Annotated in this window: 23 protein-coding genes; 13 read left to right on the top strand and 10 right to left on the bottom strand. The window is 69.5% G+C overall.

All coding sequences use genetic code 11. The features are described 5' to 3' along the window. Positions 1-219: 219 nt before the first annotated feature. The 5 genes from ACPYN9_RS00795 to aztB form a co-directional block, all read right to left on the bottom strand. A complete protein-coding gene (locus ACPYN9_RS00795) occupies positions 220-888 on the bottom strand; it encodes an AIM24 family protein (RefSeq protein WP_424463066.1) in 669 nt (222 codons plus the stop codon). 186 nt (positions 889-1,074) lie between these two features. Further along, positions 1,075-2,262 carry a hypothetical protein gene (locus ACPYN9_RS00790; protein ID WP_424463064.1) on the bottom strand — a complete coding sequence of 396 codons (1,188 nt, stop codon included), beginning with the start codon at positions 2,260-2,262 and terminating at the stop codon, positions 1,075-1,077. 72 nt (positions 2,263-2,334) lie between these two features. Continuing rightward, entirely contained in the window at positions 2,335-3,279 is a 945-nt protein-coding gene (aztC, locus tag ACPYN9_RS00785) for a zinc ABC transporter substrate-binding protein AztC (RefSeq protein WP_424463062.1), read from the bottom strand. 2 nt (positions 3,280-3,281) lie between these two features. Next, entirely contained in the window at positions 3,282-4,559 is a 1,278-nt protein-coding gene (locus tag ACPYN9_RS00780) for a hypothetical protein (RefSeq protein ID WP_424463060.1), read from the bottom strand. After that, the gene (aztB, locus tag ACPYN9_RS00775; RefSeq protein ID WP_424463058.1) at positions 4,541-5,428 is read right to left on the bottom strand and encodes a zinc ABC transporter permease AztB; all 888 of its coding nucleotides are present in this window, start codon (positions 5,426-5,428) and stop codon (positions 4,541-4,543) included. The genes ACPYN9_RS00780 and aztB overlap by 19 nt, the downstream gene beginning before the upstream one ends. 55 nt (positions 5,429-5,483) lie before the next feature. Between aztB and ACPYN9_RS00770 the strand changes: the two genes are divergently transcribed. Genes ACPYN9_RS00770 through ACPYN9_RS00760 form a run of 3 tightly spaced genes read left to right on the top strand, consistent with a single transcriptional unit; the run spans position 5,484 to position 7,327 of the window. Beyond that, complete coding sequence (locus ACPYN9_RS00770; protein WP_424463056.1) at positions 5,484-6,206, top strand: metal ABC transporter ATP-binding protein; 723 nt, start codon at positions 5,484-5,486, stop codon at positions 6,204-6,206. Next, the gene (locus ACPYN9_RS00765) at positions 6,203-6,865 is read left to right on the top strand and encodes an HdeD family acid-resistance protein (protein ID WP_424463054.1); all 663 of its coding nucleotides are present in this window, start codon (positions 6,203-6,205) and stop codon (positions 6,863-6,865) included. Before ACPYN9_RS00770 ends, ACPYN9_RS00765 begins: the two co-directional genes overlap by 4 nt. Before the next feature lie 6 nt (positions 6,866-6,871). Further along, positions 6,872-7,327: a DoxX family protein gene (locus ACPYN9_RS00760; RefSeq protein ID WP_424463052.1), complete on the top strand. Its 456-nt coding sequence runs from the start codon at positions 6,872-6,874 to the stop codon at positions 7,325-7,327. 135 nt (positions 7,328-7,462) lie between these two features. Here the strand turns inward: ACPYN9_RS00760 and ACPYN9_RS00755 are convergent, their stop codons facing one another. Beyond that, positions 7,463-8,755: a low temperature requirement protein A gene (locus ACPYN9_RS00755; RefSeq protein WP_424463050.1), complete on the bottom strand. Its 1,293-nt coding sequence runs from the start codon at positions 8,753-8,755 to the stop codon at positions 7,463-7,465. Positions 8,756-8,914: 159 nt separating this feature from the next. Here ACPYN9_RS00755 and ACPYN9_RS00750 point away from each other — a divergent pair, with 159 nt between their 5' ends. The 6 genes from ACPYN9_RS00750 to ACPYN9_RS00725 all read left to right on the top strand — a co-directional run bounded on the left by ACPYN9_RS00750 (position 8,915) and on the right by ACPYN9_RS00725 (position 15,766). After that, positions 8,915-9,520 carry a GNAT family N-acetyltransferase gene (locus ACPYN9_RS00750; protein WP_424463048.1) on the top strand — a complete coding sequence of 202 codons (606 nt, stop codon included), beginning with the start codon at positions 8,915-8,917 and terminating at the stop codon, positions 9,518-9,520. Between the two features lie 178 nt (positions 9,521-9,698). After that, positions 9,699-10,844 carry a peroxidase-related enzyme gene (locus ACPYN9_RS00745; RefSeq protein ID WP_424463046.1) on the top strand — a complete coding sequence of 382 codons (1,146 nt, stop codon included), beginning with the start codon at positions 9,699-9,701 and terminating at the stop codon, positions 10,842-10,844. A gap of 53 nt (positions 10,845-10,897) precedes the next feature. Continuing rightward, entirely contained in the window at positions 10,898-11,971 is a 1,074-nt protein-coding gene (locus tag ACPYN9_RS00740) for an ABC transporter substrate-binding protein (RefSeq protein ID WP_424463045.1), read from the top strand. Continuing rightward, positions 11,971-13,071 (top strand): FecCD family ABC transporter permease, encoded by a 1,101-nt coding sequence (locus ACPYN9_RS00735; protein ID WP_424463044.1) that lies wholly within the window; start codon positions 11,971-11,973, stop codon positions 13,069-13,071. Before ACPYN9_RS00740 ends, ACPYN9_RS00735 begins: the two co-directional genes overlap by 1 nt. Then, positions 13,068-13,853: an ABC transporter ATP-binding protein gene (locus tag ACPYN9_RS00730; RefSeq protein WP_424463042.1), complete on the top strand. Its 786-nt coding sequence runs from the start codon at positions 13,068-13,070 to the stop codon at positions 13,851-13,853. The genes ACPYN9_RS00735 and ACPYN9_RS00730 overlap by 4 nt, the downstream gene beginning before the upstream one ends. Next, on the top strand, positions 13,853-15,766 hold the full coding sequence (locus ACPYN9_RS00725) for an FAD/NAD(P)-binding protein (RefSeq protein WP_424463040.1): 1,914 nt from the start codon (positions 13,853-13,855) through the stop codon (positions 15,764-15,766). The genes ACPYN9_RS00730 and ACPYN9_RS00725 overlap by 1 nt, the downstream gene beginning before the upstream one ends. Before the next feature lie 69 nt (positions 15,767-15,835). Here the strand turns inward: ACPYN9_RS00725 and ACPYN9_RS00720 are convergent, their stop codons facing one another. Beyond that, the gene (locus tag ACPYN9_RS00720; RefSeq protein WP_424463038.1) at positions 15,836-17,080 is read right to left on the bottom strand and encodes an MFS transporter; all 1,245 of its coding nucleotides are present in this window, start codon (positions 17,078-17,080) and stop codon (positions 15,836-15,838) included. Continuing rightward, entirely contained in the window at positions 17,077-17,547 is a 471-nt protein-coding gene (locus ACPYN9_RS00715) for an ArsR/SmtB family transcription factor (RefSeq protein WP_424463037.1), read from the bottom strand. The genes ACPYN9_RS00720 and ACPYN9_RS00715 overlap by 4 nt, the downstream gene beginning before the upstream one ends. Before the next feature lie 129 nt (positions 17,548-17,676). Between ACPYN9_RS00715 and ACPYN9_RS00710 the strand changes: the two genes are divergently transcribed. The 3 genes from ACPYN9_RS00710 (at position 17,677) to ACPYN9_RS00700 (ending at position 22,245) form a co-directional block, all read left to right on the top strand. After that, a complete protein-coding gene (locus ACPYN9_RS00710; protein WP_424463035.1) occupies positions 17,677-19,002 on the top strand; it encodes a GNAT family N-acetyltransferase in 1,326 nt (441 codons plus the stop codon). A gap of 76 nt (positions 19,003-19,078) precedes the next feature. Then, complete coding sequence (locus ACPYN9_RS00705; RefSeq protein ID WP_424463033.1) at positions 19,079-20,449, top strand: hypothetical protein; 1,371 nt, start codon at positions 19,079-19,081, stop codon at positions 20,447-20,449. Between the two features lie 446 nt (positions 20,450-20,895). Then, positions 20,896-22,245, top strand: coding sequence for a choice-of-anchor G family protein (locus ACPYN9_RS00700; RefSeq protein ID WP_424463032.1), 1,350 nt, complete (start codon positions 20,896-20,898; stop codon positions 22,243-22,245). 184 nt (positions 22,246-22,429) lie between these two features. Here ACPYN9_RS00700 and ACPYN9_RS00695 read toward each other — a convergent pair whose 3' ends face one another. Further along, positions 22,430-22,573: a hypothetical protein gene (locus ACPYN9_RS00695; protein ID WP_424463030.1), complete on the bottom strand. Its 144-nt coding sequence runs from the start codon at positions 22,571-22,573 to the stop codon at positions 22,430-22,432. Between the two features lie 140 nt (positions 22,574-22,713). On the opposite strand from ACPYN9_RS00695, the gene ACPYN9_RS00690 reads away from it, so the two are divergent. Continuing rightward, entirely contained in the window at positions 22,714-23,745 is a 1,032-nt protein-coding gene (locus tag ACPYN9_RS00690) for an NADPH:quinone reductase (protein ID WP_424463028.1), read from the top strand. A 63-nt stretch (positions 23,746-23,808) separates the two neighbouring features. On the opposite strand, the gene ACPYN9_RS00685 is transcribed toward ACPYN9_RS00690, so the two are convergent. After that, positions 23,809-24,672 carry an SDR family NAD(P)-dependent oxidoreductase gene (locus tag ACPYN9_RS00685; protein WP_424463026.1) on the bottom strand — a complete coding sequence of 288 codons (864 nt, stop codon included), beginning with the start codon at positions 24,670-24,672 and terminating at the stop codon, positions 23,809-23,811. Positions 24,673-24,695 lie beyond the last annotated feature (23 nt).

Here is a 24,695-nt window from a genome sequence, read left to right as displayed (position 1 = left end):
GGGGGGGTGGGGGCCCCCCCACAAAAACCCGCGCGCCCCCCCCCCCCCCCCCCGGGGGCCCCCCCCCCCCCGGGGGGGGCCCCCCACCCCCCCCCCCCCCCCCCCGCCGTAGTCGTGACAGTGCGGCCCAGCCGACCGCGCTCCTCAGTTGAGGGCGCTCGAACCGACGTCGACCGCGAACTCGGTCCCGCCCCTGAGGGCGGAGCCGGCGCGATGCCCTCAGGCCGTCGCGACGATGGGCGCACCCTCGCTTGGCTGCACGACCACGAAGCCCGGGCCGTGGAACGCGAGCTGGAACGACTCGCCGGAGCCACGGCCGATGAGCGACCCCATCTTGAAGTCGTTCTTGATCGTCGGCTGCAGGTTCTGGGACCAGCAGATCGCGGCCTGCGGGTCGACGAACGTCGGCTGCACGGAGCAGTCGAGCACCATGGGCGGGCCGTCGCTCGAGACGGCGACGGTGCCGTGCCCGCCGACCTCGAGATTGAACAAACCGCCCGTCATCATGCCCGCGTTGGCGAGCATCTTGATGTCCCACTGCAGGTTCGCGTCGAACGCGAGGAGGTTGGAGGTGTTGATGGTGATGCCCTCGCCCTCGAGCGTCAGCGTGAAGACGTCGGCCCCCTGTCGGGCGAAGAAGACCTCACCCTGACCGGCGACGCGCATGAGCGCGCCGCCCTCACCGGAAACCATCTTCTTCATGAACTTGCCGAGGCCTCCCGAGCCCTCGTGCTTGAAGTCGAACTGGCCCTGGTAGGCGACCATGGCACCCTTGGCTGCGAGGACTTCTGGACCGAAGCCGACGCGCAGCATCTTCTTGGACTGCAGCACCCAACGCTCGGTGCTCTGGCTCTCCCGGTTCGCTTCCGCGAATAGCTCGCTGCGCATGCTCATTCTCCTTGTCGTCGGCTTCACCTGAAGCGCGTTGCCTGCATTCGCTGGGCTGAGGGCCCCGCTGCTCGGCATCCTAGTGCCGTTGCCTTGCGGGGTGCATGGGGAGTGCTCCCCATACACCCCGGCCTTCGTTCAGGCCGATGCGCTAGGCAATCGAGGGCCCGATCAGGGCACGTTTGCTCAGCTCAGGGCGATCTCGTTCGGCACGCCAGGAAGCGTCGCCGAGGTCGTGATCTCTTCGGTCTCGAGATCGACGGCGTGAATGGTGCTCGTGGCGGGCTCGGTGACGTAGGCGACACCGTCTTTCACCTTGAGTGCCGGGTGCGCATTTTGCCATTCGGCTGGTCCCTCCCATGCGCCGATGACCGGGATCGAGGTGATGAGCGAGCCGTCGGTCTCGGAGAAGAGGTGGAGTGAGCCGTCAGAGCCGAGGATGATCGCTTCGTTGTCCGCGCCGCGTCCGAGGTCTCGGAACGTGTAGCCGACGCCGTCTGGCAGGTCGGTGACAGAGATCTTTCCGGTCGCGGTATCGACGAGGCTGAACGCCTCCAGCAGGTAGCCCTCGGCGTCTGGGTTGGACTTGTAATCGCCGAGCGCGATGGCCGAGTCCTCGGTCGTGAACATGTTACCGATGCGGCCGAAGTCGTCGGGTGAGGACAGCTTCGTGATTTCACCGTCTGCGTAGGCGAGGGCGCCGTTCTCGCAGCCGACGATGACGACCTCGTCCTTCACCGTGCCTTCGCCGTGCACGCCGGGGCAGTCGGTCGACCTGGCGAGCTCGTTGCCGTCGGCGTCCGTCGCGACGATGCCGGTGCGGTCGCTGAGGGTGGTGACGAAGGTGCCGTCGGAGAGCTCGATGGAGACGCCGTGGTGGGCGGCGTCGCTCGCGACCGTCTCGGTCTCCGGCAGCTTCGTGTTGTCGGCGAGCAGCGCATCGGTGTCGAAGATGACGGAGTCGCCGGTGCCGTCGAAGAACAGGACCGTCTTGCCCGCGTGCGCAACGGCGTGGCCTGCCTTGGAGCCTTCGAAGGTGGCACCGGTCAGTGCTGGCTCCTGCGTGTCGAGCACCTGGAAGCCCGCGTCGGTCGTGACGAGGACGTTCTGCCCGTCGCCGACGGGGTTGACACGGGTGAAGCCGTCGATCGGCACGTCGCCGACGACCTCGAGCGTCGCCGCATCGAGCACGACGAGTCCGCCGTCGTAGGTGAGCGTGATCCGCTCCGCGGTCGCGGCGGAGGCGGAGCCGGGGGTCGCCGCGGCTTCGCCGGTCGCCGCAGGCGTTGACTGCGAGCATCCGGTGAGCGCGAGGATGCCGAGGGCGGTGACGGCGATCGCGCCGCGCGTCCTGGAGGGGGAGGCGATGGTCATGGAGACCCTTTCTTGTGTGGTGTTCCTTGGGGGTGGGATTCGGATGCGCGGGCTTGCTGTGCCACGCGAGGTTCAGGCGGTGAGACCTGCGGTGATGCGCTCCGTGTTGGCTCGCATCATCTCGAGGTAGGTCTCCGCGCCGCCGCCTGCAGGGGTGAGCGACTCTGTGAAGAGCGGCTCGACCTGGACCTCGATGCCGGCCTCGGTGGCAAGTGCTCGGGCGAGATCGTCTGGGCTCGAGGAGTCGGCGAAGATCGTGGAGACTCCGGCGGAGGTGATGTCGGCGCTCAGTTCAGCGAAGTCCGCGGCGCTCGGTGCCGCCAACGTGGTGCCGCCAGGGATGACGGTGCCGACGACGGTGAAGCCGAAGCGTTCAGCGAGGTAGCCGAAGACGTGATGGTTGGTGACGAGGCTCTTCGAGTCGCTGGGAATCGTGTCGAACTGGTCCTGCATCCATCCGTCAAGCTCCTCGAGCTGGCCGGAGTAGTCGGCGACGGAGGTCTCGAGGGCTGTCTGGTCGATCCCGTCGACGTCGGCAAGCAGCCGCTCGCCGAGGGCATCGACGACCGCCGACATTCGTGCGGGGTCGGTCCAGAAGTGGGGATCGTCCATGCCCTCGGCGTCGCCCTCCGTGTAGGCGAGCGGCTCGAACGCATCACTCGCGACGAAGTGCGGGATGCCGGCTGCATCGACCTGGCTGAGGTGCTGCGCGACGCCCTCTTCCAGGCCGAGGCCATTCGAGACGACGAAGTCGGCGTTCTCGATCGACGCGGCCTCCTGGGCGGACAGGCTGAAGGAGTGCGGGTCCGCACCGGGCTTCATGAGGGTGGTGACGGTCGCCTGGTCGCCGACCAGCTCGGTGACGACGTCGCCCAGGATGTTCGTGGTGACGACGATCTCGGGTCGGTCGTCGCTGTCAGGGCCGGCGCTGCAGGACGCGAGGCTCGCGGTGATCGCGGCGGCCGCGCCCAGGGCGGCGACGATGCGGATGGTGGTCTTCGCGGTGCGTGCGTTCACTGTCAGTTCCCCGTCTCGAAGGCGAAGGCGGGCGTTGTCGGGAGCTCGAGCGTGCGTGCGACGCGGGCGCCGTCCTTGTAGTCGATTTCGTGCAGCTCGGGTGAGGAGGTGGTGCTCAGGTAGGCGCGGCTCGTGTCGACGGAGAGGTGGATGCTCGCGGCAGCGTCTGGGGTTCCGACGAGGCCGGCCTGCGTTCCGGTGACGTCGCCGCTCTCGCCATCGATGACGAGGAGTGTGCCGTCGGCGTCGACGGCGACGATGCGGTTGCTGTCGTCGGCGACGGCGACGGTGACGAGGATCGGAGCCGAGGTGGGGACGAAGGTGAGTTCCTGGCTGCGCGAGGAGGCGAGCCAGACACCCTCGTCGCCGGCGGGGCCTGCGACGGCCGGCCGGTGCGGACGGTTGTCGAGGGTTGTTGCACCTGGCGCGGCGCCCTGCGGGTAGCTGACCTTGGAGAGGTTTGGGGGCGAAGCTGGGTCGCTCGGCTCCGCGGCGGAGGCGAAGACGAGCCCGTCGCTGCAGGCGAAGGTCGCTCCCAGGCTGGTCACCTGTACGTCGCTCAGTCCCGGGCACTCGACGCCGGGCGCGAGCTCGGCGCCGTCCAGCGAGTACGCCGCGAGTCGCGGGGCTGCGCCGGGCGCTGAGACGCTGCTCGCGACGACCGCCTCGCCGACCGGGGCGGCGGCCGCATCGTGGGCTTCGGACTCGATGCGGGTGAGCTCGCGGGTCTCGCCCTGACCGAGCGCGTGCCGGTCGAGGACCACGGTGGTGCCGGATGCGGAATAGCTCAGCGCGACGGTGCCCTCGTTCGATGCCACCCGCGCGGGCCCGGCTTCGGCCACCTCGCCTACCGTTCCCGGCGCCGTGCAGTAGTAGTGGACGTGGTCGCCGTGCGGAACCGTCCAGACGCCGGTGTCCACAATCTCCGTGGATCCTGCGTCGTCTGTCGTGCCGGAGAAGACGAAGCGCCCGTCGCTGACGGCCCAGTCGGGGGCCGCGACGGCGTCGATGCTGGCGGTCTCGCCGGTGAGCAGGTTGAGCACGCTCACGGAACCGTCGGGGCCGATGCTCGCGATGCTCGTCTGGGCTTCAGAGAGCTCCTCAGCACCCTCGACGAACCCGTGCGGCTGCGCGTCGGCGCTTGTCGTCGGGGCCGTCTCTGGGGCGGCGGTCGCGCACCCGGCGAGGGCGAGCATCCCGAGGGTGGCGGCAGCGGCTGTCAGTGCACGGGGGCGGGCGGATGCGGGGGAAGGGGAGGTTGTTACGCGTGTGCGGGGCACGACTGGTCGCTTTCTGCTGGAGCTGCGGACGGGGGAGAGGGCTGTTCGGACGATGCGCTGCGACGGCGCGGCCGGAGTGCTGCGGCGAGGGCGACGGCGAGCACCGCGGCGAGCGCGATGGCGGGGCCGGCGGCGATGGCCAGGTGCCAGGATGCGTATAGGCCAGCGACCACAGCGGCGATGCCGATGGCGCTGCCGAGCGTCATGATGCCGACGACGCTCTTCCTGCTCAGGGATGCGGCGGCTGGTGGCGCGAGCAGGAGTGCGGTGACGAGCAGGGTGCCGATGGCCTGGTACGACGCGATGACGGCGAGCGCCACGAGCGCGATGAGCGCGAGTCCCGCTCGCTCGGGGTACAGGCCAAGTGTCAGCGCCTTGCGCTCGTCGAAGGCGAGTGCCGTGAACGATCGGTGGAAGAGCGCGAGTACGGCGAGTGCGAGTGCGAGTGCCGCGCCGATCAGCCAGAGCTCGGCGGGTCCGATGGCCAGCACGTCGCCGAAGAGCATCGCCGTGACGTCGACGGCGAAGCTTCCCGACTTGGAGACGATCGCGATGCCGAGCGCGAGCATGCCCACGAAGAGGATGCCGATGGCCGTGTCGTTCGAGAGCCTCGTGCGTTTCGTGAGGGTGCGCACGCCGATGGCCATGACCCCTGCCGAGACGGCGGCGCCGGCAACGGGTGGGAAGCCGAGGAGGACGGAGACGGCGACGCCCGGCAGGATGCCGTGGGCCAGGGCCTCGCCGAGGAACGCCATGCCGCGCAGCACCACCCAGGTGCCGACGCAGGCGCAGAGCACCGCGGCGAGGGAACCGCCAACGAGGGCTCTGGCGAAGAAGCTCGCCTCGAGGGGATCGGTGAAGAAGGGCACGGGGAAGGACCGTAGCATAATGAAAACGCTTCTCATTACCGATAGGATGTCGAGCATGCCAGTTCTTGCATCCCTCGCCGACGCCACCGTCAGCTACGACACGCACGACGCGCTCGCGGCGGTCTCCCTCGAGATCCAGCGTGGCGCGGTGACGGTGGTCGTTGGCCACAACGGGTCAGGCAAGAGCACGCTCCTCGGGGTGCTTGCCGGGACCACCGCGCTGTCGTCGGGAACGCTCGACTGGGCTGACTTCGATCCCTCCCCGGGGCGCATCGGCTTCGTCCCGCAGCATGCGAAGTTGCCTGAACGCTTTCCGATGACCGTGCAAGCCGCCGTGGCCATGGGGCGATGGGCAAGGCGCACGAACCCGGACGCGCGGTGGTGGCGAGCGCGCAGGAACGGCCGAACGCACGCGGATGCGCAGCTCACGGCGGAGGCGATCGAAGCGCTCGGCTTGGCGGGGCTCCGCCGACGCCTGCTCAGCGAGCTCTCCGGCGGACAACGGCAGCGCGCCCTGATCGCGCAGGGGATCGCGCAGGACACCGAGCTGCTGCTGCTCGACGAGCCGACCGCTGGCGTCGACGACGAATCGAGCCAACGCATCGCCGAATGCCTCGCCGGTCTCGCCGCGCGTGGCAAGGCTGTGGTCGTCGCGAGTCACGACACCGACGAGATCGCGGCCGCGGACGCCGTCATCACCCTGCGCGACGGGCGCGTCGTCGGGGGAGACCCGGTGATCGCGGGGGTGACGTCGCGCTCGCCATCGTCACTAGGATGACGACAGCTCCTCCCTTCGAGGTCAGGAGCGTCGGCGCCGCGCACGGCGCATCCCCCCTGCAGAAGGAGCCCGCAGTGAGCCAGTCCACCCCCATCGTGAGGTTCAACCTCAACCCGAGTCTCCTGAGCCCGCGCCAGGTCACGACACTCCGCTGGATTTTCGGCATCGGGGGAGCGGTTGCGCTCGTCCTCGGCATCGTCGCGCTCGCCTTCCCCGTCAAGGCGCTGACCGCCATCGCCTGGATCTTCGGTCTCTTCTTCGTCTTCTCCGGCGGACTCCGACTCATCCGCGCCATCGTCTCGAAGGGCCTGCCCACCGGCTGGCGAGTCTTCAACGGCGTCGTCGGCCTCCTGCTCATCGCCGGAGGCGTGATCGCGCTCGTCCAGCCCGCGGCCCTCATCGACGCCCTCGGCATCCTCATCGCCATCACGTGGATCATCGAGGGCATCGCCTCGCTCGCGGACGCGTCACCCGACCAGTCGCGCTGGTTCGCGATCCTTTCGGGCGTGCTCAGCATCATCGCCGGCCTGCTCATCCTCCTTTGGCCGGCTGGCGTGGTGGTCGTCATGCTCTGGATCGTCGCGTTCATCCTCATCATCGGCGGCATCACCCAGCTCGTCATGGCCTTCCGCTTCGGCAAGACCAGCAAGGCTGCGTAGACGGCCATGGCACGCACCAGCGCGCGCATCCGCCTCGCCGACGAGGCACCCACCTCCAAGCTCCGCACGGTCAAGCGCATCCTGCTCGGCGGCTTCCTTGTCTTCGCGGGCGTCACGCACCTGACCGTCGCCCGTGAGGAGTTCCAGGCGCAGGTGCCGAAATCGGTGACCAAGTACGCACCGCTCACCACCGACCAGGTCGTGGTGGCCTCAGGCGTGGCCGAGATCGCGCTCGGCCTCTCGCTGCTCTTCGCGCGCCGAGCTCAGCGCCCCACCGTCGGCTGGGTGGCCGCGGCGTTCTTCACGGCCGTCTTCCCGGGCAACCTCGCGCAGTTCGTGCACCGCCGCGACGCCTTCGGCCTCGACACCGACAAGAAGCGCTTCCTGCGCCTCTTCTTCCAGCCAGTGCTCGTCGCCTGGTCGCTGTACTCGACGGGGGCCTGGCGCCGCCGCGTCTCGTAGCCCGCACCTCGCGCGCATCCACCGACCGCTTCACCGTCGCCCACCAACAGTTTCGGGATGGGTTCCTCATCTCGGGATGGCTTGCAAACCATCCCGAAGTGAGGAACCCATCCCGAAACTCGTGCTGTGGGCGGGCTAGGAGGTGGCGGGTTCCGCCTGCTCGAGCCGTTCGAGGTGGCCGGCGACGTGCCGGTGTCCCGCGAACTCGTAGCCGACCACGATGACCACCGGCGCGAGCATCGCGACGAGCAGGCTCATCGAGACGCTGGCCCCGTTCATTGACATCACGACGCTGAGCACGAGCAGACCGAGCGATCCGGCGGAGAGCCCCAGGTGGAAGGTGTCGAAGGCACGCATCAGGTAGGCGTAGAGCGCGAAGACGGTCAGCATGAACACGGCCACCGGGATGGCGACGGAGAGCACTGCGGTGGTGTCGCTCAGGTGGTAGTGCTCGTCGAACGTGTAGGCGACGACGTGGAGGCCGGCCCCGGTCGCGGCGATGGACGCGAAGATGAAGAAGTGGCCGTAGCCCCACGGGAATGACCGCTCTCGGTGGACGTGGAGCACGTCGGCGGCAGGGACGATGAAGTAGACCCACCACATGCCGAAGATGAGCACCATGCCGACGGTGACGAGCACGATGGCGTCGAAGCTCCAGCCGTGCTCGGTGGTGATCGTCGTGACGGCCGCGATCGTACCGAAGACGCCCTCGCCGATCGCGATGATTGCGAGCAGCGCGTACCGCTCGGCAATGTGGTGCGCGTGCCACGGGGTGGCCGCACCGGTCTTGGCGCCGCGCGTCTCGGCGACGAGGGGCCCCGCGAGCTCGACGAGGAGCGCGACCCCGGCTGCGGCCATTGCGAAGCCGAGGGTGAGCGGGAGCGCGGCAATGACCACCCACATCACCTGCGCCACGACGATGAAGGCCACGTAGGTGAGGGCGGTGGTGCGATAGCGTTCGCTGCCCCTAGCGGCCCGGAGCCACTGGCAGACCAGCGCCACGCGCATCACGACGTAGCCCGCGATCATGACCCGGTTGTCGAGCACCTCGCCGTGGTCGATGGAGCTGAAGAGGGCGGGAAGTCCGAGGGCCAGGATGACGACACCCGCCATCTGCACCATCGTCAGCAGGCGGAACAGCCAGTCGTCGGTGTCGAAGGCGGACGCGAACCACGAGAAGTTGATCCACGCCCACACGAGCGAGATCATCGCGAACGCGAATCCGGTGATCGCCGGCACCGTGTGTCCCTCCGCGATGCCGTGAGCGGAGAGGTTGCCGGCGGCGGCGAAGGATGCGGCGAACGCGAGGTCGTAGAGCAGTTCGAGCGGGGTCGCGGCGCGGCCCTGCTCGTGGGTGTCGCGGCCGAACATGCGCTGCAGGCCGTGGTTGAGCCGCCGCGGGGCAGGTTGGAGTGTCTCCGAGGTCAAGGTGTCGTCCGATCTGGCGAAGGTGAGGCGCTTCGGGGGTCTCGCAGACCGACGCTGATGTTCCCCCACCGGCTCCGAAGCTCGTATATGTTACGCCTCGCTCGCCGTTCTAGCGCGTGGCCTCGGGATCAGCACATCTGCGGATGCGACACTGCAGGGGTGGATGCACACCTCCGACCATGGGTGGCCGACGATGCCCCTGCCCTCGCGAACGCCATGCGCACCTCGCCGGACCTCGCCGCGCAGTTTCCGGGAGGGGTGCCTTCGACGGAGCTCGACTACGTGTCATACATGGCGCAACATCTCGTCTCCGGTACGGCCAAGCACGATTTGGCGATCATCGTCGACGGCATCGCGGTCGGCAACGTGGGCCTCAGCAACATCGAGCACGTGCATCAGACGGGGTGGGCCTACTACTGGCTCGCGAAGGGCGCGCGGGGGAGGGGACTCGCGACCCGCGGCCTTGCGACGATCGCCGACCTCGCGTTCACGGAGCTCGGCCTGTTCCGCCTCGAGCTGGGGCACCGTACCGGGAACTCCGCGTCGTGCCGAGTGGCGAGTCGCGCTGGGTTCCGGCCGGAGGGCATCGAACGCCAGAAGCTGCGCTACGGCAATCAGCGCTTCGACGTGGAGACGCACGCCCGGCTGACGATCGACCCGGTTCCCGACATCGAGCTCATCCCTCGCACGACGCACGTCGCTGGGCCCCGTCCGGTTGGCCCTCGCCAGCCCGACCTCACTCGACCGGATCTCGGCACGGCCTGAGTCGCGCGGTCGCCCAGCCGTGCGGTGGGGCACCTCGGTCGTGCGGAACCGGCGGTGAGCAGGCAGCAGGTCCCGTCGTGCGCCTGGTTCACGCGGGGTAACGCAATTGCGCGCGGAGCAACACTCGGTGGCACGTTGGTATCTGATTTCCCCCGATCTCCAGTGCTGAGGACCCGACGTGCGCATCTCCCCGACCGTTCCCGAGTCGATCGCTGCCTTGAAGGCGGCGAAACCCGAAGTGGTCGAGCAGACGCTCGCTGCCTACACGGCGCTCTACGAGTCGCCGCAGGTGCTCGAGCCCGGAATCTTGCACGGGTTCGCTCGCGCGGTCGCGCGCTGGCAGGGGAACGCGCAGCTCGCGCAGTGGCATCTCGCCCAGGGCGCGGATGAGCGCCTGACCGGCGACGAGCTGCCCTCGGACCCGAAGCTGCGCGCGCTTGTCGAGCACGTCGACCTCATCACCGTGTCGCCGGCTCTCGCGACGCACGAGGACCAGCACGTGCTGCCGCTCGCGGGTGTCTCGCCTGACGAGATTGTGCTCCTCAGTCAGCTCGTCGCGTTCGAGAGTTACCTGGCACGGCTGCTCGACGGCGACGCGCTGCTCGAGGGCCGCTCACCGGAGCGAGTGGATGCGCCGGCTCGCGCGACCGTCGCCGCGGGACGTGCCAAGGACCTGTCGGGGCGGACCATCGCCGGCCTCTCGAAGCCCACCGCGTACACGCAGGAGCAGCTCGAGTGGTCGCCGTGGGTGACCGCGCCGACCGAGGCCGAGCTCACCGCGGAGCAGGTCGACTCGTTCGCCGCGAAGGCGACGACGAACAGCGTGTACTTCCGCCTGCTCTCGCGGGTGCCAGCAGTGCTCAAGGCGCGCAGCGCCATCGACAACGCCGTCTTCCTCGGCAAGGGCGGGCTTCCGCGCGCGGAGCGGGAGCTTGCGGCGGCGGTGGCCAGCAAGGTCAACGACTGCATCTACTGCGCGTCTGTGCATTCGCGGAAGGCGACGTTCCAGTCGAAGCGGCACGACGACGTGCAGCGAGTCATCGACGCCAGCCTGCCCAGAGACGCGAACTGGCAGCCGACCTCGCTCGACGCGCTCAGCGCGGGCCAGGATGCGCGCTGGTCCGCGATCGTGGACTTCGCGGCGCGGCTGTCCACGCTGCGCCCGAGCGCGACTCCCGAGCAGATCGACGAGCTTCGGGCGCTCGGCCTCGACGACGAGGAGCTGTTCGATCTGGTCGGGTCGACGGCGTTCTTCGCGTGGGCGAACCGGCTCATGCTCAGCCTCGGCGAGCCCAACTGGCCGGTGGCGCCCGCCGCCAGTTGAGCATCCATCGCTAGCCCACCATCTTGCTTCCATTCGCCACCGAGAGGTTCCCAATGCCCATCTCACGTCGTCTGCCCGCCGCGATCGCGGCGCTCCTCGCGAGCACGCTGCTGCTCGCCGGTTGCGGCACCGTCACCCCTGAGGGCTCGGCAGAAGCCGAGACGATCACCGTCACCGACGACCAGGGCCGCGAGGTCACGATCGACGGTCCCGTCGAGCGGGCCGTTGTGCTGAACAGCTATGGCAACGAGTTCGTGCGCGCGATCGGCGCGGGCGACACCGTCGTTGGCGTGGACCGCGCCTCTATCAACCGTCTGCCGTACCTACCCGTCGACGAGGGTGACGTCATCGCGGAAGGCCTCGACCAGATCAACTACGAGGCCGTCGCCGAGCTCGACCCCGACGTCGTCATCATGCCGCGCAACGCCGTCTGGCAGGAAGCGTCGAAGCAGCTCGAGTCGTTCGGCATTCCCGTCGTCGTCGCGACCGCGTGGGACTACGCCGTGTTCGACGAGACGGTGAGCTTGCTCGGGCAGGTCTTCCAACAGGAGGAGGGCGCCAAGGCGGTCACCGACTTCTCGAACGAGATCCTGGATGTGGTCGCCGAACGTACCGAGGGCGTCGACGCCGTGCCCGTCTACTGGGAGACGGTCGACCCGTACCTGACCGTGCTGCCCGGGTCCGGCTTCCACGCCATTATCGAGGCCGCCGGCGGCACCAACGTCTTCGAGAACGCGGCTGGCGGCGGTGACGAGCAGGAGGAGATCACGGTCGACCCGGCCGAGGTCGTCACCCGGAACCCTGCCGTCATCGTGCACGAGTTCGAGCCCAGCGCGACCCCCACGGGCCAGGAGCGCTTCGACTCGCTCGGCGCCGAGATCACGGCCCGTCCCGGCTGGTCGAACGTCGATGCCATCAAGAACGGCGAGGTCTACCTCGCGAACGGCTGGGCGACCAGTGCCGTCGCGAAGTCCATCGGCGCCCTGTACCTCGCCACGTGGCTTCACCCGGAGGAGTTCGCCGACGTGAACCCTGACGAGTTCCTCGAGCGCTGGGTCGTGGACTTCCAGCAGACCGACTTCCCCGGTGCGAGCGAGTACATCCAGCAGTACCAGGCGGGCGCGTAGTGGCCGTCACAACACCGCAGACCGGCACGGGCGCCTCCGGCGAGCAGAACGCCGTCGCCTCCAGCGAGCGGAAACGCGCCAACGTCAAGCGCCTCGCCATCATCGGCGGGATCGTCGTCAGCGCCCTCGCCATCATCGCGGCCGTCACGATCGGCACGGCAGGCGTGACCTTCGGCGACGTCTGGAAGGCGGTGATGCTGTCGATCTTCGGCGGCACGCTCGAGAACGACTTCGCGCAGAAGTTCTCGATCGTCACCGAGCTGCGCCTCCCACGCGTGCTGCTCGCGTTCGCAGCGGGGGCCGGTCTCTCGCTCTCCGGCGTGCTCATGCAGGGGTTGCTCCGCAACCCGCTCGTCAGCCCGTTCACGCTCGGCGTGTCGCCCGCGGCCGCCTTCGGCGCGGCGCTCGCGATCACCATCGCCGGAGGCACCACGCTGCCCTCGTGGGCGATCATCGCCAGCGCGCTCGTCGTCTCCCTCGCGGTCTCCGCACTTGTGCTCGGCCTGGCCTCCGCCAAGGGCATGGCCATCGCCACCCTGCTGCTCCTCGGCATCGCGATCACCCAGCTCTTCGAGGCGCTCACCGCCGCGCTGCAGTTCACCGCCAACGAGAACACGCTGCAGGCGATTGTGCGCTGGACCTTCGGCTCGGTGAACGACGCGACCTGGGGCGATGTGCAGACCGTCGGCATCCTGGTGCTCGCGACGATTCCGTTTGTGCTCTGGTTCGCGAAAGACCTCAACGCGGTCGCCTTCGCCGGTGACGACGCGGCCAAGAGCCTCGGCGTCAACGTGCAGGCGCTGCGAGTCGGGCTCATCGTCGTGGCCGTCGTGCTCGCGGCCGTCATCGTCAGCTTCTGCGGCGTCATCGGATTCGTCGGCCTCGTCGGCCCGCACATCGCGCGGCTCGTGATCGGTGCCGACCACCGCTACCTCATCCCGTTCTCGGTGCTCACGGGTGGGCTGCTGCTCCTCGTTGCCGACACGGTCGGCCGCACCATCCTCGCGCCCGCGGTCATCCCGGTCGGCATCGTCGTCGCCTTCATCGGCGCGCCCATCTTCATCCAGCTCATCCTCACGAGGAAGACGGCCCTCAAATGAGCCTGACGATCGACGGTATCGAGTTCGCCTACGGCAAGCACAAGGTGCTGAAGGGCGTGAGCCTGGAAGTGCAGGACGGCACGTTCTGCGCCCTGCTCGGACCCAACGGCTCGGGCAAGTCGACGCTCACGAAGGTCATCGCCCGAGTCCACAAGCCGAGCAACGGCAGCGTGACCTTCGATGGCATCGACGTGCTCGGCCTCGGAAGGCGCGAGCACGCGCGGACCGTGGCGTACGTTCCCCAGTCGGGAGAAGCCCCCTTCGACCTGACCGTCAGGGAGGCCGTGCTGCTGGGGCGCACGCCCCACTACGGGATGGCCCCTGGTGCAGAAGACTGGCGGCACGTGCAGGACGCCATCACGCTGCTCAACCTCGACGAGCTCGTCGACCGCAATATGTCCGAGCTGTCCGGCGGGCAGGCCCAGCGCGTGCTCGTCGCCAGAGCCCTCGCCCAAGAGCCGAAGGTGCTGCTGCTCGACGAGCCGACGAGCGCCCTCGACCTGCGGTACCAGATCGAGACGCTCCAGATCGTGCGGCGCATCACCCGCACCAAGGGCATCACCGCGCTCATCGCCATCCACGACCTCAACCACGCGGGGCGCTTCTGCGACCAGATCGTCATGCTCGACCAGGGCACGATCATCAAGAGCGGAACGCCAGCAGAGGCGCTGCAGGAGGACACCCTCAAGCAGGTGTACGGGCTGCGCGTCACGGTCGAGGAGCGTGAGGGCTTCGTCGAAGTGCGGCCCGTGGTCGAGGACGACCTGGAGTACCGGATCTGATGTTCGATGCCGTCATCGTCGGCGGAGGGCCACGCGCGGTCGCCACGGCCCTCCGGGTGGCGGCGCGCCGACCCGAAACGCGCATCCACCTCGCCATCGTCGACGCGATCGACGTGGGCGCCGGAGCAACCTGGCGCGTCGACCAACCCGCCGAGTTCCTGAACAACACGACCTCCGGATCGACGACCATCCACGCCGACGCGTCGACCCGCATGACGGGACCCGTCGTGCCCGGCCCTGACCTCGTCGAGTGGGCGGCGGCGATCGTCGAACGAGGGTCGCACCCCACGCCGTGGGTGCTCGAGGAGGCCCGAGCGGTCGAGCCGGGCAGCTTCCCGTCGCGCCGGCTGCAGGGAATCTACTTCCGCGAGCAGCTCGAAGCCGCCGAGGCCAGCGGGTTCGTGCGCGTCGAACGCATCGAAGGTACGGCCGTGGATGTGCGTGCGGACGACCCAGACACCCGCACGGTCGTGCTCGCCGACGGCACCGAGCTCTCCGCGCCCATCATCGTGCTCGCGCAGGGCATGGTGCAGGCGATGCCGGGGGCGGAGACGAGGTACTTCGAGCGGGTCGCTCACGAGCGGGGACTGGTCTACGTCGCGCCCGGTATGCCCGCCGAGCAGGACTGGTCCGCGGTCCCGGCAGGCGAGGACGTCATCGTGCGCGGCCTCGGCGCCAACTTCTTCGACGTCGTCGCCGTGCTCACCTCGGGGCGCGGGGGAACGTTCGAGCCAGTCGAAGGCGACAGCAGGGGGCGGCTGCGCTACCTCGCCTCCGGCTTTGAACCGACGCTGCACGCCGGATCGCGGCGCGGCGTCCCGTACCGAGCGAAGGCAGACGGCTGGGCGGAAGCCACACCCTTCCAAGCCCATCACGCCGACCGCGCCTGGTTCGACGAGCTCGCCGCCGCAGCCCCCGGGACGATCGACTTCCGCGCCGAGGTGTGGCCCACGATCGCCCGCGAGTTCGCCGTCGCTTACGTGTCCGCGCTCGCGGGGTGGGCGCCGCACGCGCTCCGAGTTCCGCTCGAGACTGCGCTCGCGCGGCTCGACACCGCGCACGACGTCGCCGACATCGACAACGTGCTCACCGCATCCATCGACGAGGGTGTCGACGACGGCGCACACGCTTTCACGATCGACTCCCTGCGCCGCCCGACCCGCGGCGTGCCCGTGACCCCGGAGTTGTGGACCCGCCGGGTCGAGCAGCTCGTCGAGGCCGAGCTCGGCTCGATGTCATCGCCGGACGTGCATCCGCGTGCGGCCGTCAACCGGGCAATGGGCGCGCTGCGCGGACAGGCCGCACGACTGTCGGCCGCCGGCGTGCTGGAAGGCCGCTCTGCAGTCGTCGACTTCGAAGGCTGGTTCAACGCCGACGGGCTCTTCCTCGCATCAGGGCCACCGTCAAGCCGCACCCGAGAGGTGCTGTCGCTCCTCGACGCGGGAATCCTGCACCTCACCGGGCCCGAGACCGTCGTCTCGTTCGACGACGAGACCAGCGAGTTCGTCGCGCAGTCCGCGATCACGGGCAGCTCCGTGCGCGCCCGCGCGCTCATCGAACCCCGCATGTCGAAGGGCAAGGTCCCCGCGACCAACGACCCGCTGCTCAGATCGCTGCTCGACTCCGGGCGGGCACGCGTGCATCACCGACGAGCACGGGACGGCGGCCTCGTCGAGACCGACAGCATGGAAGCGACCGCTGCCGCGGCAGACGACAGCGTGGCCGGCCTGAACCTCGTGCGCGGCGACGGCTCAACCGACGAGCGAGTCGTGGTCCTCGGCATCCCCGCTCTGAGCACGCAGCCGGGCAGCGCCATCGGGGCGACCCCCGGGAAGCCGTCCCCACTCCTCGCCGGCGCAGACGTCGCGGCCAGGCAGATTATCGCCGCCGCAGCCTGCGAGCTGCGCGCCTGAGTCGCAGCCAATGCCGGCCCCTGGGCCGTGCAGCGCCGGGGTCGGTGCCGGCGCCGCGAGCGTCGACGCTCAGATCTCGACGGGTTCGCGGTCGCGGTCCCGGGCCCCGCGGGTCGACCACGCGACTCCCGCGGCGACGGTCGCGGCGAGGGCGATTGCCGCGAGCAGGGCCGCCGTCGGAACGAGTCCGAGCAGGGATCCCGCGAGCCCGGCCAGCGGATAGCAGAGGATGTAGCAGGCATGCGAGAGCGAGAACTGGGCGGCAAAGACGGCCGGTCGTCCGCCGCTTGTCGAGGCGCGACGCAGGAGCCGCGACGAGGGGGTGAGCACGAGCGAGGTCGCTGCGCCGAGCAGGCCCCACACGGCGAGGGCGAGCATCCACCCGAGCTGGTCGCTGGTCGAGAACGTGACCGCCGCCGCGAGGAGCCCCACCGCGACCAGGCCTGCCCCGGTGAACATCACGCGCCGATCGGAGACGTGCTCGAGAACACGGGGGAGTGCGAGCGCCACCAACATCGATCCGGCACCGTAGCAGGCGAGCAGCACGGCGAGGTCTGACTGCGGCCGTCCGAGCTGCGCCTGCACGAACACCACCGAGTTGACGATGACCAGGGAGGTTCCTGCCGCGACCGCCAGGTTGAGCGCGAGGAGCGCCCGAAGGTCGCGGGTGCGCCAGAAGACGCGGATGCCCGTGGTTAGGCGTGCGAGGAAGGGCGTCGGCGGGGTCGGTGTCGCGGCCGGAAGTCGAGTGGCGGAGACGAGCAGCGCCGAGGCGACGAATCCGAGCACCGTGCCCAGGAAGAGCGAGCTGAAGCTGACCACGGTGAGCAGCAGCGCCGCGAGGAGCGGGCTGACGAGCGCCTCGAGGTCGTAGGCGAGGCGGGAGAGCGAGAGGGCTCGCGTGTAGCTTCCTTCGTCTGGGAGCACGTCGGGGATGACGGCTTGGAAGGTCGGCGTGAACGTGGCGGAGGCGGCCTGCAGCACGAAGACGAGCGCGTAGACCTGCCAGACCTCGCCGACGAAGGGCAGGCCGAGAGCGACGGTGGCGCGGATCAGGTCGGCTGAGATGAGGACCCGACGCCGCGGCAGTCGGCTGGTGAGGGCCGCCATGACGGGGGAGACCACCACGTATGCCACCATCTTGATGGTGAGGGCCGTGCCGAGCACGATGCCGGCGTCGCCGCCCGCGAGGTCGTAGGCGAGGAGGCCGAGGGCCACCGTCAGGAGGCCGGTGCCCACGAGGGCCAGGACCTGGGCGGAGAACAAGCGACGAAACGCCGCGTTGGCGAGGACCTCACGCATCGGTGACCTCATGCATCATGCGCCTCGACATCGGCGCCTCGAGCGTCGGGCTCCGCTGCACTGCTCGGGCGCGCGTACTGCGGGTCGTTGCGGTGGTGTGGCGGGACCGAGTCGGCGCCATCGACGCCCGCCACGGAGTGCTCGGCCTGGAAGAGGGCGTCGGCCACGAGACGCTGCGCGTGCCCGTTGATGAGCCGGTAGAAGACCCGCGTGCCTTCCTGTCGCGTGGCCACAATGCGCGCGAGTCGAAGCTTGGCGAGGTGCTGCGACACCCCGGCCGGGGTCTTTCCGACAGCCTCCGCGATCTCGCCGACCGAGCGCTCGCCCGCGCCGAGGAACAGCACGATGCGCACCCGCGTGGCGTCGGCGAGCATCCCGAAGACCTCCGCGGCGAGCTCGACGGTCGGGCTGTCGAGCTCGACCGCGGGCGACGGGTTCCCGGCGGCGCCGTCGACACCTTTCTGCGTATCTGCATGCATACGCAGATAATGTCATAGCTGGAGTCGCGCCGCCACGTCGGCCGGCGAATGCCAAGCGCCGCGCATCCCGGACGTCCCTATCCCGGACGTCTCAGGGGCGTGCCGTGCCCGGACCGTACCCTGGAGGGCATGCCTGCAGTACACGATTTCGCGCGCGTTCCCGTCGACCCGACCAGCAAGGCGAAGCTCGCCGAGGCCGGGCTGCGCTACGACACCCTCGACACCGGCGATGTTCCCTCGTTCAACGCGTGGGCTCGGTCGGACCTGCGCGGATTCCTTGCGCCCGAGCCCAGCGAGAAGGACCTTGAGGGGATGCGAGCGTCCCTCGGCTACCGGCGCACCACGGGCGTGTGGGACAACGAGGCGCCGCTCAAGGACGAGCCCGTCGCGACCGTCAGCTCGTGGCCGGCCGATCTCACGTTGCCGGGTGCCAGGCAGCTCACGAGCTGGGCCATCAGCTCCGTCACCGTCTCGCAGGCGCGTCGTCGGCGCGGGATCGCCCGGAACCTCCTCGAGGGCGAGTTGCGCACCGCCTCCGCGCTCGCCCTGCCGCTCGCCTCACTCACCGTCTCCGAGTCGACGATCTACGGGCGCTTCGGCTTTGGTCCGGCAACGTTCGCGGCGACCCTGAGTATCGACACCCGCCGGGTGCTGTGGAGCGGGCCGACCCCCGCTGGTCGCATCGACTACGTCAGCCGTGAACAGTGGGCCGGGCAGATCCCCGAGCTCTTCGACCGCGTCCGCCTGGCGACCGTCGGTGAGATCGAGGGCTGGTCCGGTATGTGGCCGCGCCTCGCGGGCACCGTGCACGACGAGGATGGCGATGGCAAGAAGCTGCGTGCGATCACGTACGTCTCGCCGGACGGGGTCCTCGAGGGGGCGGCGCTCTTCAAGCTCGAGGGCGGTGAGGAGGACTACGCGAGCCACACGCTGAGCGTCCAATTCGTCCGCACGGCCAGCGACGACGCCTACGCCGCGCTGTGGCGCTTCTTCCTGGAGGCCGACCTCGTCTCGACCGTCAAGGCCGATCACCTCGCGATCGATGAACCCGTGCGGTGGATGCTCGGCGACCAGCGCGCCGCGACGGTCACGACCACGGACCACCAGTGGCTGCGCATCCTGGACACGAAGGCGGTGCTCGAGGCGCGTCGGTATGCGGTGCCGGGCGCGATCGCGTTCGAGGTGGAGGATGCGCTGGGCTTCGCGGGTGGGTCGTTCCTGCTGACGGTCGGCGCCGACGGTGAGGGGAAGGTTGAGGAGCTCGACTCGCTCCCGAGCGAGGTTCCCGCGGTGCGGCTTCGCGTCGATGCGCTCGCGTCGCTGCTGCTCGGCGGGGTCGCGCCGGCGTCGCTTCGCGCCTCGGCGACGCTGAGCGAGGCGACCCCGGGGGCTGTCGATCTCGCCGCGCGGATGCTGAGGGTCTCGCCGGAGCCCGCGCCGGGAATCTGGTACTGAACAGCCGTCGGCGGACGCTCCGCCGACGGTGAACATCGCCAGCTTCGCGCGCCGACTCGGAACTAGAATCTCGGTCATGGCATCTGGATTCTGGGGGCGCGCTCGCCGCGCGAAGCAAGCGCAGCAGGCCGAGATCGACGCTCACGACAAAGACCTGGCGATGAAGGCGGGGGTGGCGCTCGTCGACGCGGACGAGCGCATCCGGCTCATGAACGACGAGCTGTCGTTCGCCGAGGCCGAGCTCGGTGCGGGCGCGACGCAGGACCTCAGAGACACCCTCGTGAACGTGCGCAAGTACATGGGTGAGGCGTTCCATCTCAACCAGCTCAACGTCGATGACATCCCCGACACCCCAGACGAGCTCCGCACGCGCAATGCGCGCATCGTGCAGATCTGCGAGTGGGCCATGGGGCTCCTGGAAGAGAAGTCCGCGGTCCTCGAAGAGGCCGTCGCCATGGTCCGCCAGACTCCGGCCGTGCTTGAGGGGGTCCGGCGAGACTCTGAGCGGCTGCGTGCGCGTATCCCCGATGCGCAGGCGAGCATCGACCGCCTCGCGCTCCGGTACTCGGATGCGGCACTGCACCAGGTGGGCGACAATCCGGCGGAGGCAGCGCAGCTGCTGACGTTCGCCGAGCACAGCGCAGACGTGTCGCTGCGGCGGCGCGAGGCGGGGCAGAACGAGCAGTCGCGGCTCGCGCTGGAAGCGGCGACCGAAGCTGTCCGCCGCGTGCACACGTTGCTCGATGCTGTTGAGAACTACGAGATCGAGGCGCTGCGTGCGGAGTCCACGCTCGCCGCGGTCATCGCCGACTCTCGCGGCGACCTGGTGGCGGCGCGCGACGTGCCGCGCAGCCAAGAGGTTGAGGATGCGGCGAAACGTCTGACGGAGGCGCTCGCGTCGCTGCCGCCGGCGGGGGAGCGCACCGACCCGTTCGCCTCGTTGTCTCGCCTCCGCGCGGCCAACACCGGGCTCGATGAGGCGGTCGCGAAGGCCCGCGATCGGGCCGCGCGCCCGATCCCGTCCCAGGGACAGGTCACGACGGCGATCGACGATGCCGATCGGCAGATCGCCGTCGCCAACGATGTCATTTCCGGCCACCGGGGGTGGATCGGCTCCGCACCTCGCACGCGTCTTGCTGAGGCCGAGCGCATCCGCAACGAGCTCGTCAGCTACCGCGGTGGGGAAGACGAGCGCGAGCAGGCGCTCGCGCTGGCGCGGCGGGCGGGCTCGCTCGCGAGCGAGGCACTGCAGCTCGCGCAGCGCGACATCGACGACTCACGTCCGCAACAGCAGGCGGGGTACGACGAGTGGGGTCAGCCTCGCGGCGGGTATCAGGGCGGTTACGGCGGGCGAGGCGGGCGACGCGGCGGCGACATGGGTGACGTCGTGGGCGGTGTGCTCGGAGGCCTCATGATCGGCGGGCTGCTCGACGGGATGTTCGACTGACTCGACCGTCTCGGCGACCGCTTGGGGTGCCGAGGGCGATGGCGGGCTGAACGCCAGGGTTGGGATGGACGCGGGGGTCGGGATGAACTCCGGGGTGAAGTGGCGCGAATCCGGCCGATTTGTGTCAAAGGGTTCAGCACGGTGTGCTAATCGGCTATCTTCTCTTCTAACGTGCCGTTAGGTGCGTCTAAGTTCCCCCAAATTCCCCGTGTAATTCGTCCCCAGCGAAAGAGTGCACCAGTATGCCCAGCACAGCGAACGACCCCTCTTCCCAAGACACAGCCGCGCCGGTCTCCTCTCCCGAAGTGCAGCCCAAGATCGGCGCGGTTACGCGCCGATCCGTGGTTGCGGGTGCGGCCTGGACGGCGCCTCTCGTTGTGGCGGCAGCGTCGGCGCCCCTCGCGAGCGCGTCCGCCGCGTGTGTTCCCGTGGGAACGCTCTTTAACGTGAACACCTCCGGCAGGCTGTTGAGCGGCTCCCTGCTGAACACCGACCTCAACTCCATCGCCGGTGTCGCTGGTGCCACCGCGACCGTGTCGTCCAGCACAGGCAACACCGCGACGAGCAGCAGCCCGCTCGACGTGCAGGCGCTGAGCGCCACGCTCCTGAGCCTCGGCCTCAGGCTTCCGGTGCCGGGTGCCGCGGTCGGCCTCGTGAACCAGTTCGCGACCGCATCCGCGCTCGGGTCGTTCACCGGTGCCAGCGGCGCAGTCGCCGACAACAGCGGCGCGATCTCCACGACGGCAGGAACAGCTGGCGCGCCCGAGCTCGCCTCGCTCGACCTGAGCACGATCCTCAGCGGCGTGACGGGCTCGCCCGCCCTGACCGCGCTCGTCGGCGCCATCACGAACCTGAACCTCTCGGTCGGAGCGCTCGGGAACCGTCTGAATGTCGACGCTCGGTGCACGGAAGACAACGTGCCGACCGTTCGCAGCCACGAGTACGTCATCTCCTACCTCCGCACCGGCGTCACCACCCCGGTCGTCGGAGCGCTGCTCTCCGCGCTGAACGGCAGCCTCGCGATCGACACCGCAGCGCTGCTGGCCCAGTTGCGCCTGGTGCCCATCCTCGGCCCAGCCTTGAACGGCCTGCTCGGCGGGCTCCTCTCGCTGACCGCGAGCGTGCAGGTCAGCAACACGCCACTGACCGGTCAGCGCATCCCGAACGGCGTCAACGACCCCATCTCGCTCGACTTCGGCAACGGCCGCATCGTCGTCGATCTCGCACCGCTCGTCGGTCTGCCCTACGACGGCAACGGCAACAGTGGCCTGAACGGGCGTCCGGCGAACACGCGTCTCTTCGCCGCCCCGTACCTGCCGACCGTCCCGACCGCGCAGTTCGTCGACACTCTCGCCGAGGCGCTTGTCACCGCGCTCCTCAGCACCATCACCGTCGACATCAGAATCACCCTACTCGGGGCCACGGTGCTCCGCATCAACGGCACGCTCGCGGCCGTTGTCGCCGGGACTGCACCGATCACCCTGGCGGGCGGCCTCCTCGGTCTTGACCTCTCGTCCGTCGTCGGACAGATCGGCGCCGTGATCCGCGGCTCCGTCGTCTCGGCCGTCGTCGGAACCCTGAGCGCAACGAACGTGCTGCTGGACAACCTGTTCCTGGTGCTGCAGAACGTCATCTCGATCACCGTGAACGCGCAGGAGCTCTCGCAGACGCCCACGAGCACGACGTCCGACGCCTCCGCGCTCCGACTCAGCGTCGTGCCAGGCGTCGCAGCGGCGGGACTGCTCGACCTGCGCCTCGCTCGGGGTGCTGGCGGCACCGCGCGACGGACGCCGTAGTCCCGAGGCTCGTCACGACCTCCGTGCAGGGGGTGCTCACGCACTCCCTGCACGGAGGTTTGCCGTCTGATGGCCTCACTCGCCCAGCGGCGACGCGGGAGCGCGTGATGCCCGGGCTGCCGGTGATGCCTGGGGAGCGCGTGATGCCCGGGGTGCCAGTGATGCCTGGGGTGCCGGCGCGCCGCTACTTCGCCGAGCGGACGGAGAGCAGTTCGTAGCCTTCCGGGACCATCGCCTCGATCTTCGCCTTCGCCTCCTCGTAGGAGTCGGCTTCTGCTTCGAGCGTTTCGCTTGCGACCGGGCGGATGACGGCGATGACCTTGACCATCCGCCGATCATAGGGCGGATGCGCCCGCCACCCGGGCAGGACGCGTCACCGCCGGGCTTCCCGCCTCGCCTGGTGCCTAATGAGGATTCCGACTCGCGCGGAGGGGAATAGCTCGGGCCGCCGCCTCGCTGCACCATGGCATGAAGGCAATCGTCTACACAGCCACCGGTCCCTCCGACGTCCTCTCTCTGGTTGAGCGCGAAGCCGCCCAGCCCGGTCCCGGCGAGGTACGCGTCAGAGTCGTCGCGTCTGGGGTCAACCCCACCGACTGGAAAGCGAGGCAGGGCGGCGGCGCCGGGAGCGCGCTCGGCTTCGACGAGGTCGTGCCGAACCAGGATGGTGCCGGGGTCGTGGATGCGGTGGGTGAGGGCGTCGACGGACTGGCCGTCGGTGACCGAGTCTGGGTGTACCTCGCCGCGCACCAGCGCCCCACGGGTACTGCCCAGGAGTTCACGGTGCTTCCCGCGGACCGCGTCGTGCGTCTGCCCAAGGGCACCGGGTTCGACATCGCCGCGAGCCTCGGTGTGCCGGCCATGACGGCGCACCGAGCGCTCACGGTGCACGAGGATGGACCCGCGCGACTCGGCGTCGGCGCGCTCGCGGGCCGGACCGTGCTCGTGCACGGCGGTGCCGGAGCGGTCGGGCACGCGGCCATCCAGCTCTCCGTCTGGGCAGGCGCGACCGTGATCACTTCCGTGAGCAGCGACGAGAAAGAGGCTCTCGCGCGAGCGGCGGGCGCGCACCACGTGGTCCGCTACCCCGACGCGGCGCTCGCCGAGCGCATCCGCGACCTCGCCCCGAACGGCGTCGACCACATCGTCGAGGTCTCGCCGACGCAGAACGCCGCCCTCGACGTCGAAGTGATCGCCAATCACGGCAGCATCGCCTATTACGCGAACAACAACGGCGACAACTTCACGGTTCCGATCATCGCGAGCTTCGCGAAGAACGTCCGCTGGCAGGGGCTGCTGCTCTATACCGTGGGTCCGGATGCGCTGCACGCGGCTGCCGAGGACGTGACGGCGGCGCTCGTCGACGGCGCGCTCCCGGTAGGGGAATCGGCCGGCCTGCCGATCACGTGGTTCCCGCTCGAGCAGACCGCGGCGGCGCACGACGCCGTCGAGGGCGGCGCGGTCGGCAAGGTGCTCATCCGCGTCTCGAGCGACGACTGACCTGCGCGGAGCGACGGACGACGCACCGGTGTTGTCCGCGGGCGCGGTTCGGCGATGGGAGCGTCACCGTGGGAACCGCGAGTCTTGGGCGTAGTCGTTGAGCCTGGCGTGCAGCGCGGCGTGGGCTTGCGCGGGTGCATCGTCGCCGATGAGCAGGCGGAGTCGCTCATCGTCCGGGTCGGCGACGTGCGCGAGGATCGCTCGCGCCGCCTCTTCGGGAGCGGTCCCGCCCGCGGCCGAATTGCTGTCGGACGTCGGCTCCTCGGAGGGAGCTTCGGTCTCGTCGGACGCTGGCCACGGAACGACCGAAGTTCCGAAGAGCTTGGTGCGCAGCTCGTCGTACGCGGCGAGCGGGGCGCCGAACTGCATGCTGCCACCAGCCCAGTCGGTGCGCAGCTCGCCGGGCTCGACGAGGGTGACGCGGATCCCGAAGCCGGCGACCTCCGCCGCCATCGCCTCGCTGAACCCCTCGAGCCCCCACTTGGCGGCGTTGTAGAGCCCGAGGGTCGGCATCGTCCCGACCGCACCAACCGTCGAGATCTGCACGATGTGCCCTGAGGTGCGCTCACGCATCCCGGGCAGCACGGCTTGGCTGAGCCAGAGGGGGCCGAGCAGGTCGGTGTTCAGGATGTCCCGCGCCTCCTCCTCTGAGACTTCTTCGGCTGCGCCGATGAGCCCGTAACCCGCGTAGTTGACGAGCACATCCACGCCCCCGAACCGAGCAGTCGCCGACTCGACGGCGTCGAAGGCGCCGTCGCGGTCGCGCACGTCAAGTCGAAGTGTCAGCAGCCTCTCGTGTTCGGGGAGGGAATGGTCGCCGCGCGCGGTCGCGACGACGTTGTGGCCCGAGTCGAGCGCGGCGAGGGTGAGGGCGCGGCCGAGTCCGCGGTTCGCGCCAGTGATCAGCCAGGTCTGCGATGAGGTCATGCAGCCACGCTACGAGTGCATCC

The organism is Pseudoclavibacter helvolus, from assembly GCF_049707175.1.
Classification (GTDB): domain Bacteria; phylum Actinomycetota; class Actinomycetes; order Actinomycetales; family Microbacteriaceae; genus Pseudoclavibacter; species Pseudoclavibacter helvolus_A.
This window is presented reverse-complemented; position numbering and strand designations above follow the sequence as displayed.

Excerpts from the sequence above, each read along its gene's own strand:
- ACPYN9_RS00795 (WP_424463066.1), bottom strand. The coding sequence starts at position 888 with ATGCGCAGCGAGCTATTCGCGGAAGCGAACCGGGAGAGCCAGAGCACC.
- ACPYN9_RS00790 (WP_424463064.1), bottom strand. The coding sequence starts at position 2,262 with ATGACCATCGCCTCCCCCTCCAGGACGCGCGGCGCGATCGCCGTCACC.
- ACPYN9_RS00770 (WP_424463056.1), top strand. The coding sequence starts at position 5,484 with ATGCCAGTTCTTGCATCCCTCGCCGACGCCACCGTCAGCTACGACACG.
- ACPYN9_RS00765 (WP_424463054.1), top strand. The coding sequence starts at position 6,203 with ATGACGACAGCTCCTCCCTTCGAGGTCAGGAGCGTCGGCGCCGCGCAC.
- ACPYN9_RS00760 (WP_424463052.1), top strand. The coding sequence starts at position 6,872 with ATGGCACGCACCAGCGCGCGCATCCGCCTCGCCGACGAGGCACCCACC.
- ACPYN9_RS00740 (WP_424463045.1), top strand. The coding sequence starts at position 10,898 with ATGCCCATCTCACGTCGTCTGCCCGCCGCGATCGCGGCGCTCCTCGCG.
- ACPYN9_RS00730 (WP_424463042.1), top strand. The coding sequence starts at position 13,068 with ATGAGCCTGACGATCGACGGTATCGAGTTCGCCTACGGCAAGCACAAG.
- ACPYN9_RS00725 (WP_424463040.1), top strand. The coding sequence starts at position 13,853 with ATGTTCGATGCCGTCATCGTCGGCGGAGGGCCACGCGCGGTCGCCACG.
- ACPYN9_RS00720 (WP_424463038.1), bottom strand. The coding sequence starts at position 17,080 with ATGAGGTCACCGATGCGTGAGGTCCTCGCCAACGCGGCGTTTCGTCGC.
- ACPYN9_RS00715 (WP_424463037.1), bottom strand. The coding sequence starts at position 17,547 with ATGCATGCAGATACGCAGAAAGGTGTCGACGGCGCCGCCGGGAACCCG.
- ACPYN9_RS00710 (WP_424463035.1), top strand. The coding sequence starts at position 17,677 with ATGCCTGCAGTACACGATTTCGCGCGCGTTCCCGTCGACCCGACCAGC.
- ACPYN9_RS00705 (WP_424463033.1), top strand. The coding sequence starts at position 19,079 with ATGGCATCTGGATTCTGGGGGCGCGCTCGCCGCGCGAAGCAAGCGCAG.
- ACPYN9_RS00695 (WP_424463030.1), bottom strand. The coding sequence starts at position 22,573 with ATGGTCAAGGTCATCGCCGTCATCCGCCCGGTCGCAAGCGAAACGCTC.
- ACPYN9_RS00690 (WP_424463028.1), top strand. The coding sequence starts at position 22,714 with ATGAAGGCAATCGTCTACACAGCCACCGGTCCCTCCGACGTCCTCTCT.
- ACPYN9_RS00685 (WP_424463026.1), bottom strand. The coding sequence starts at position 24,672 with ATGACCTCATCGCAGACCTGGCTGATCACTGGCGCGAACCGCGGACTC.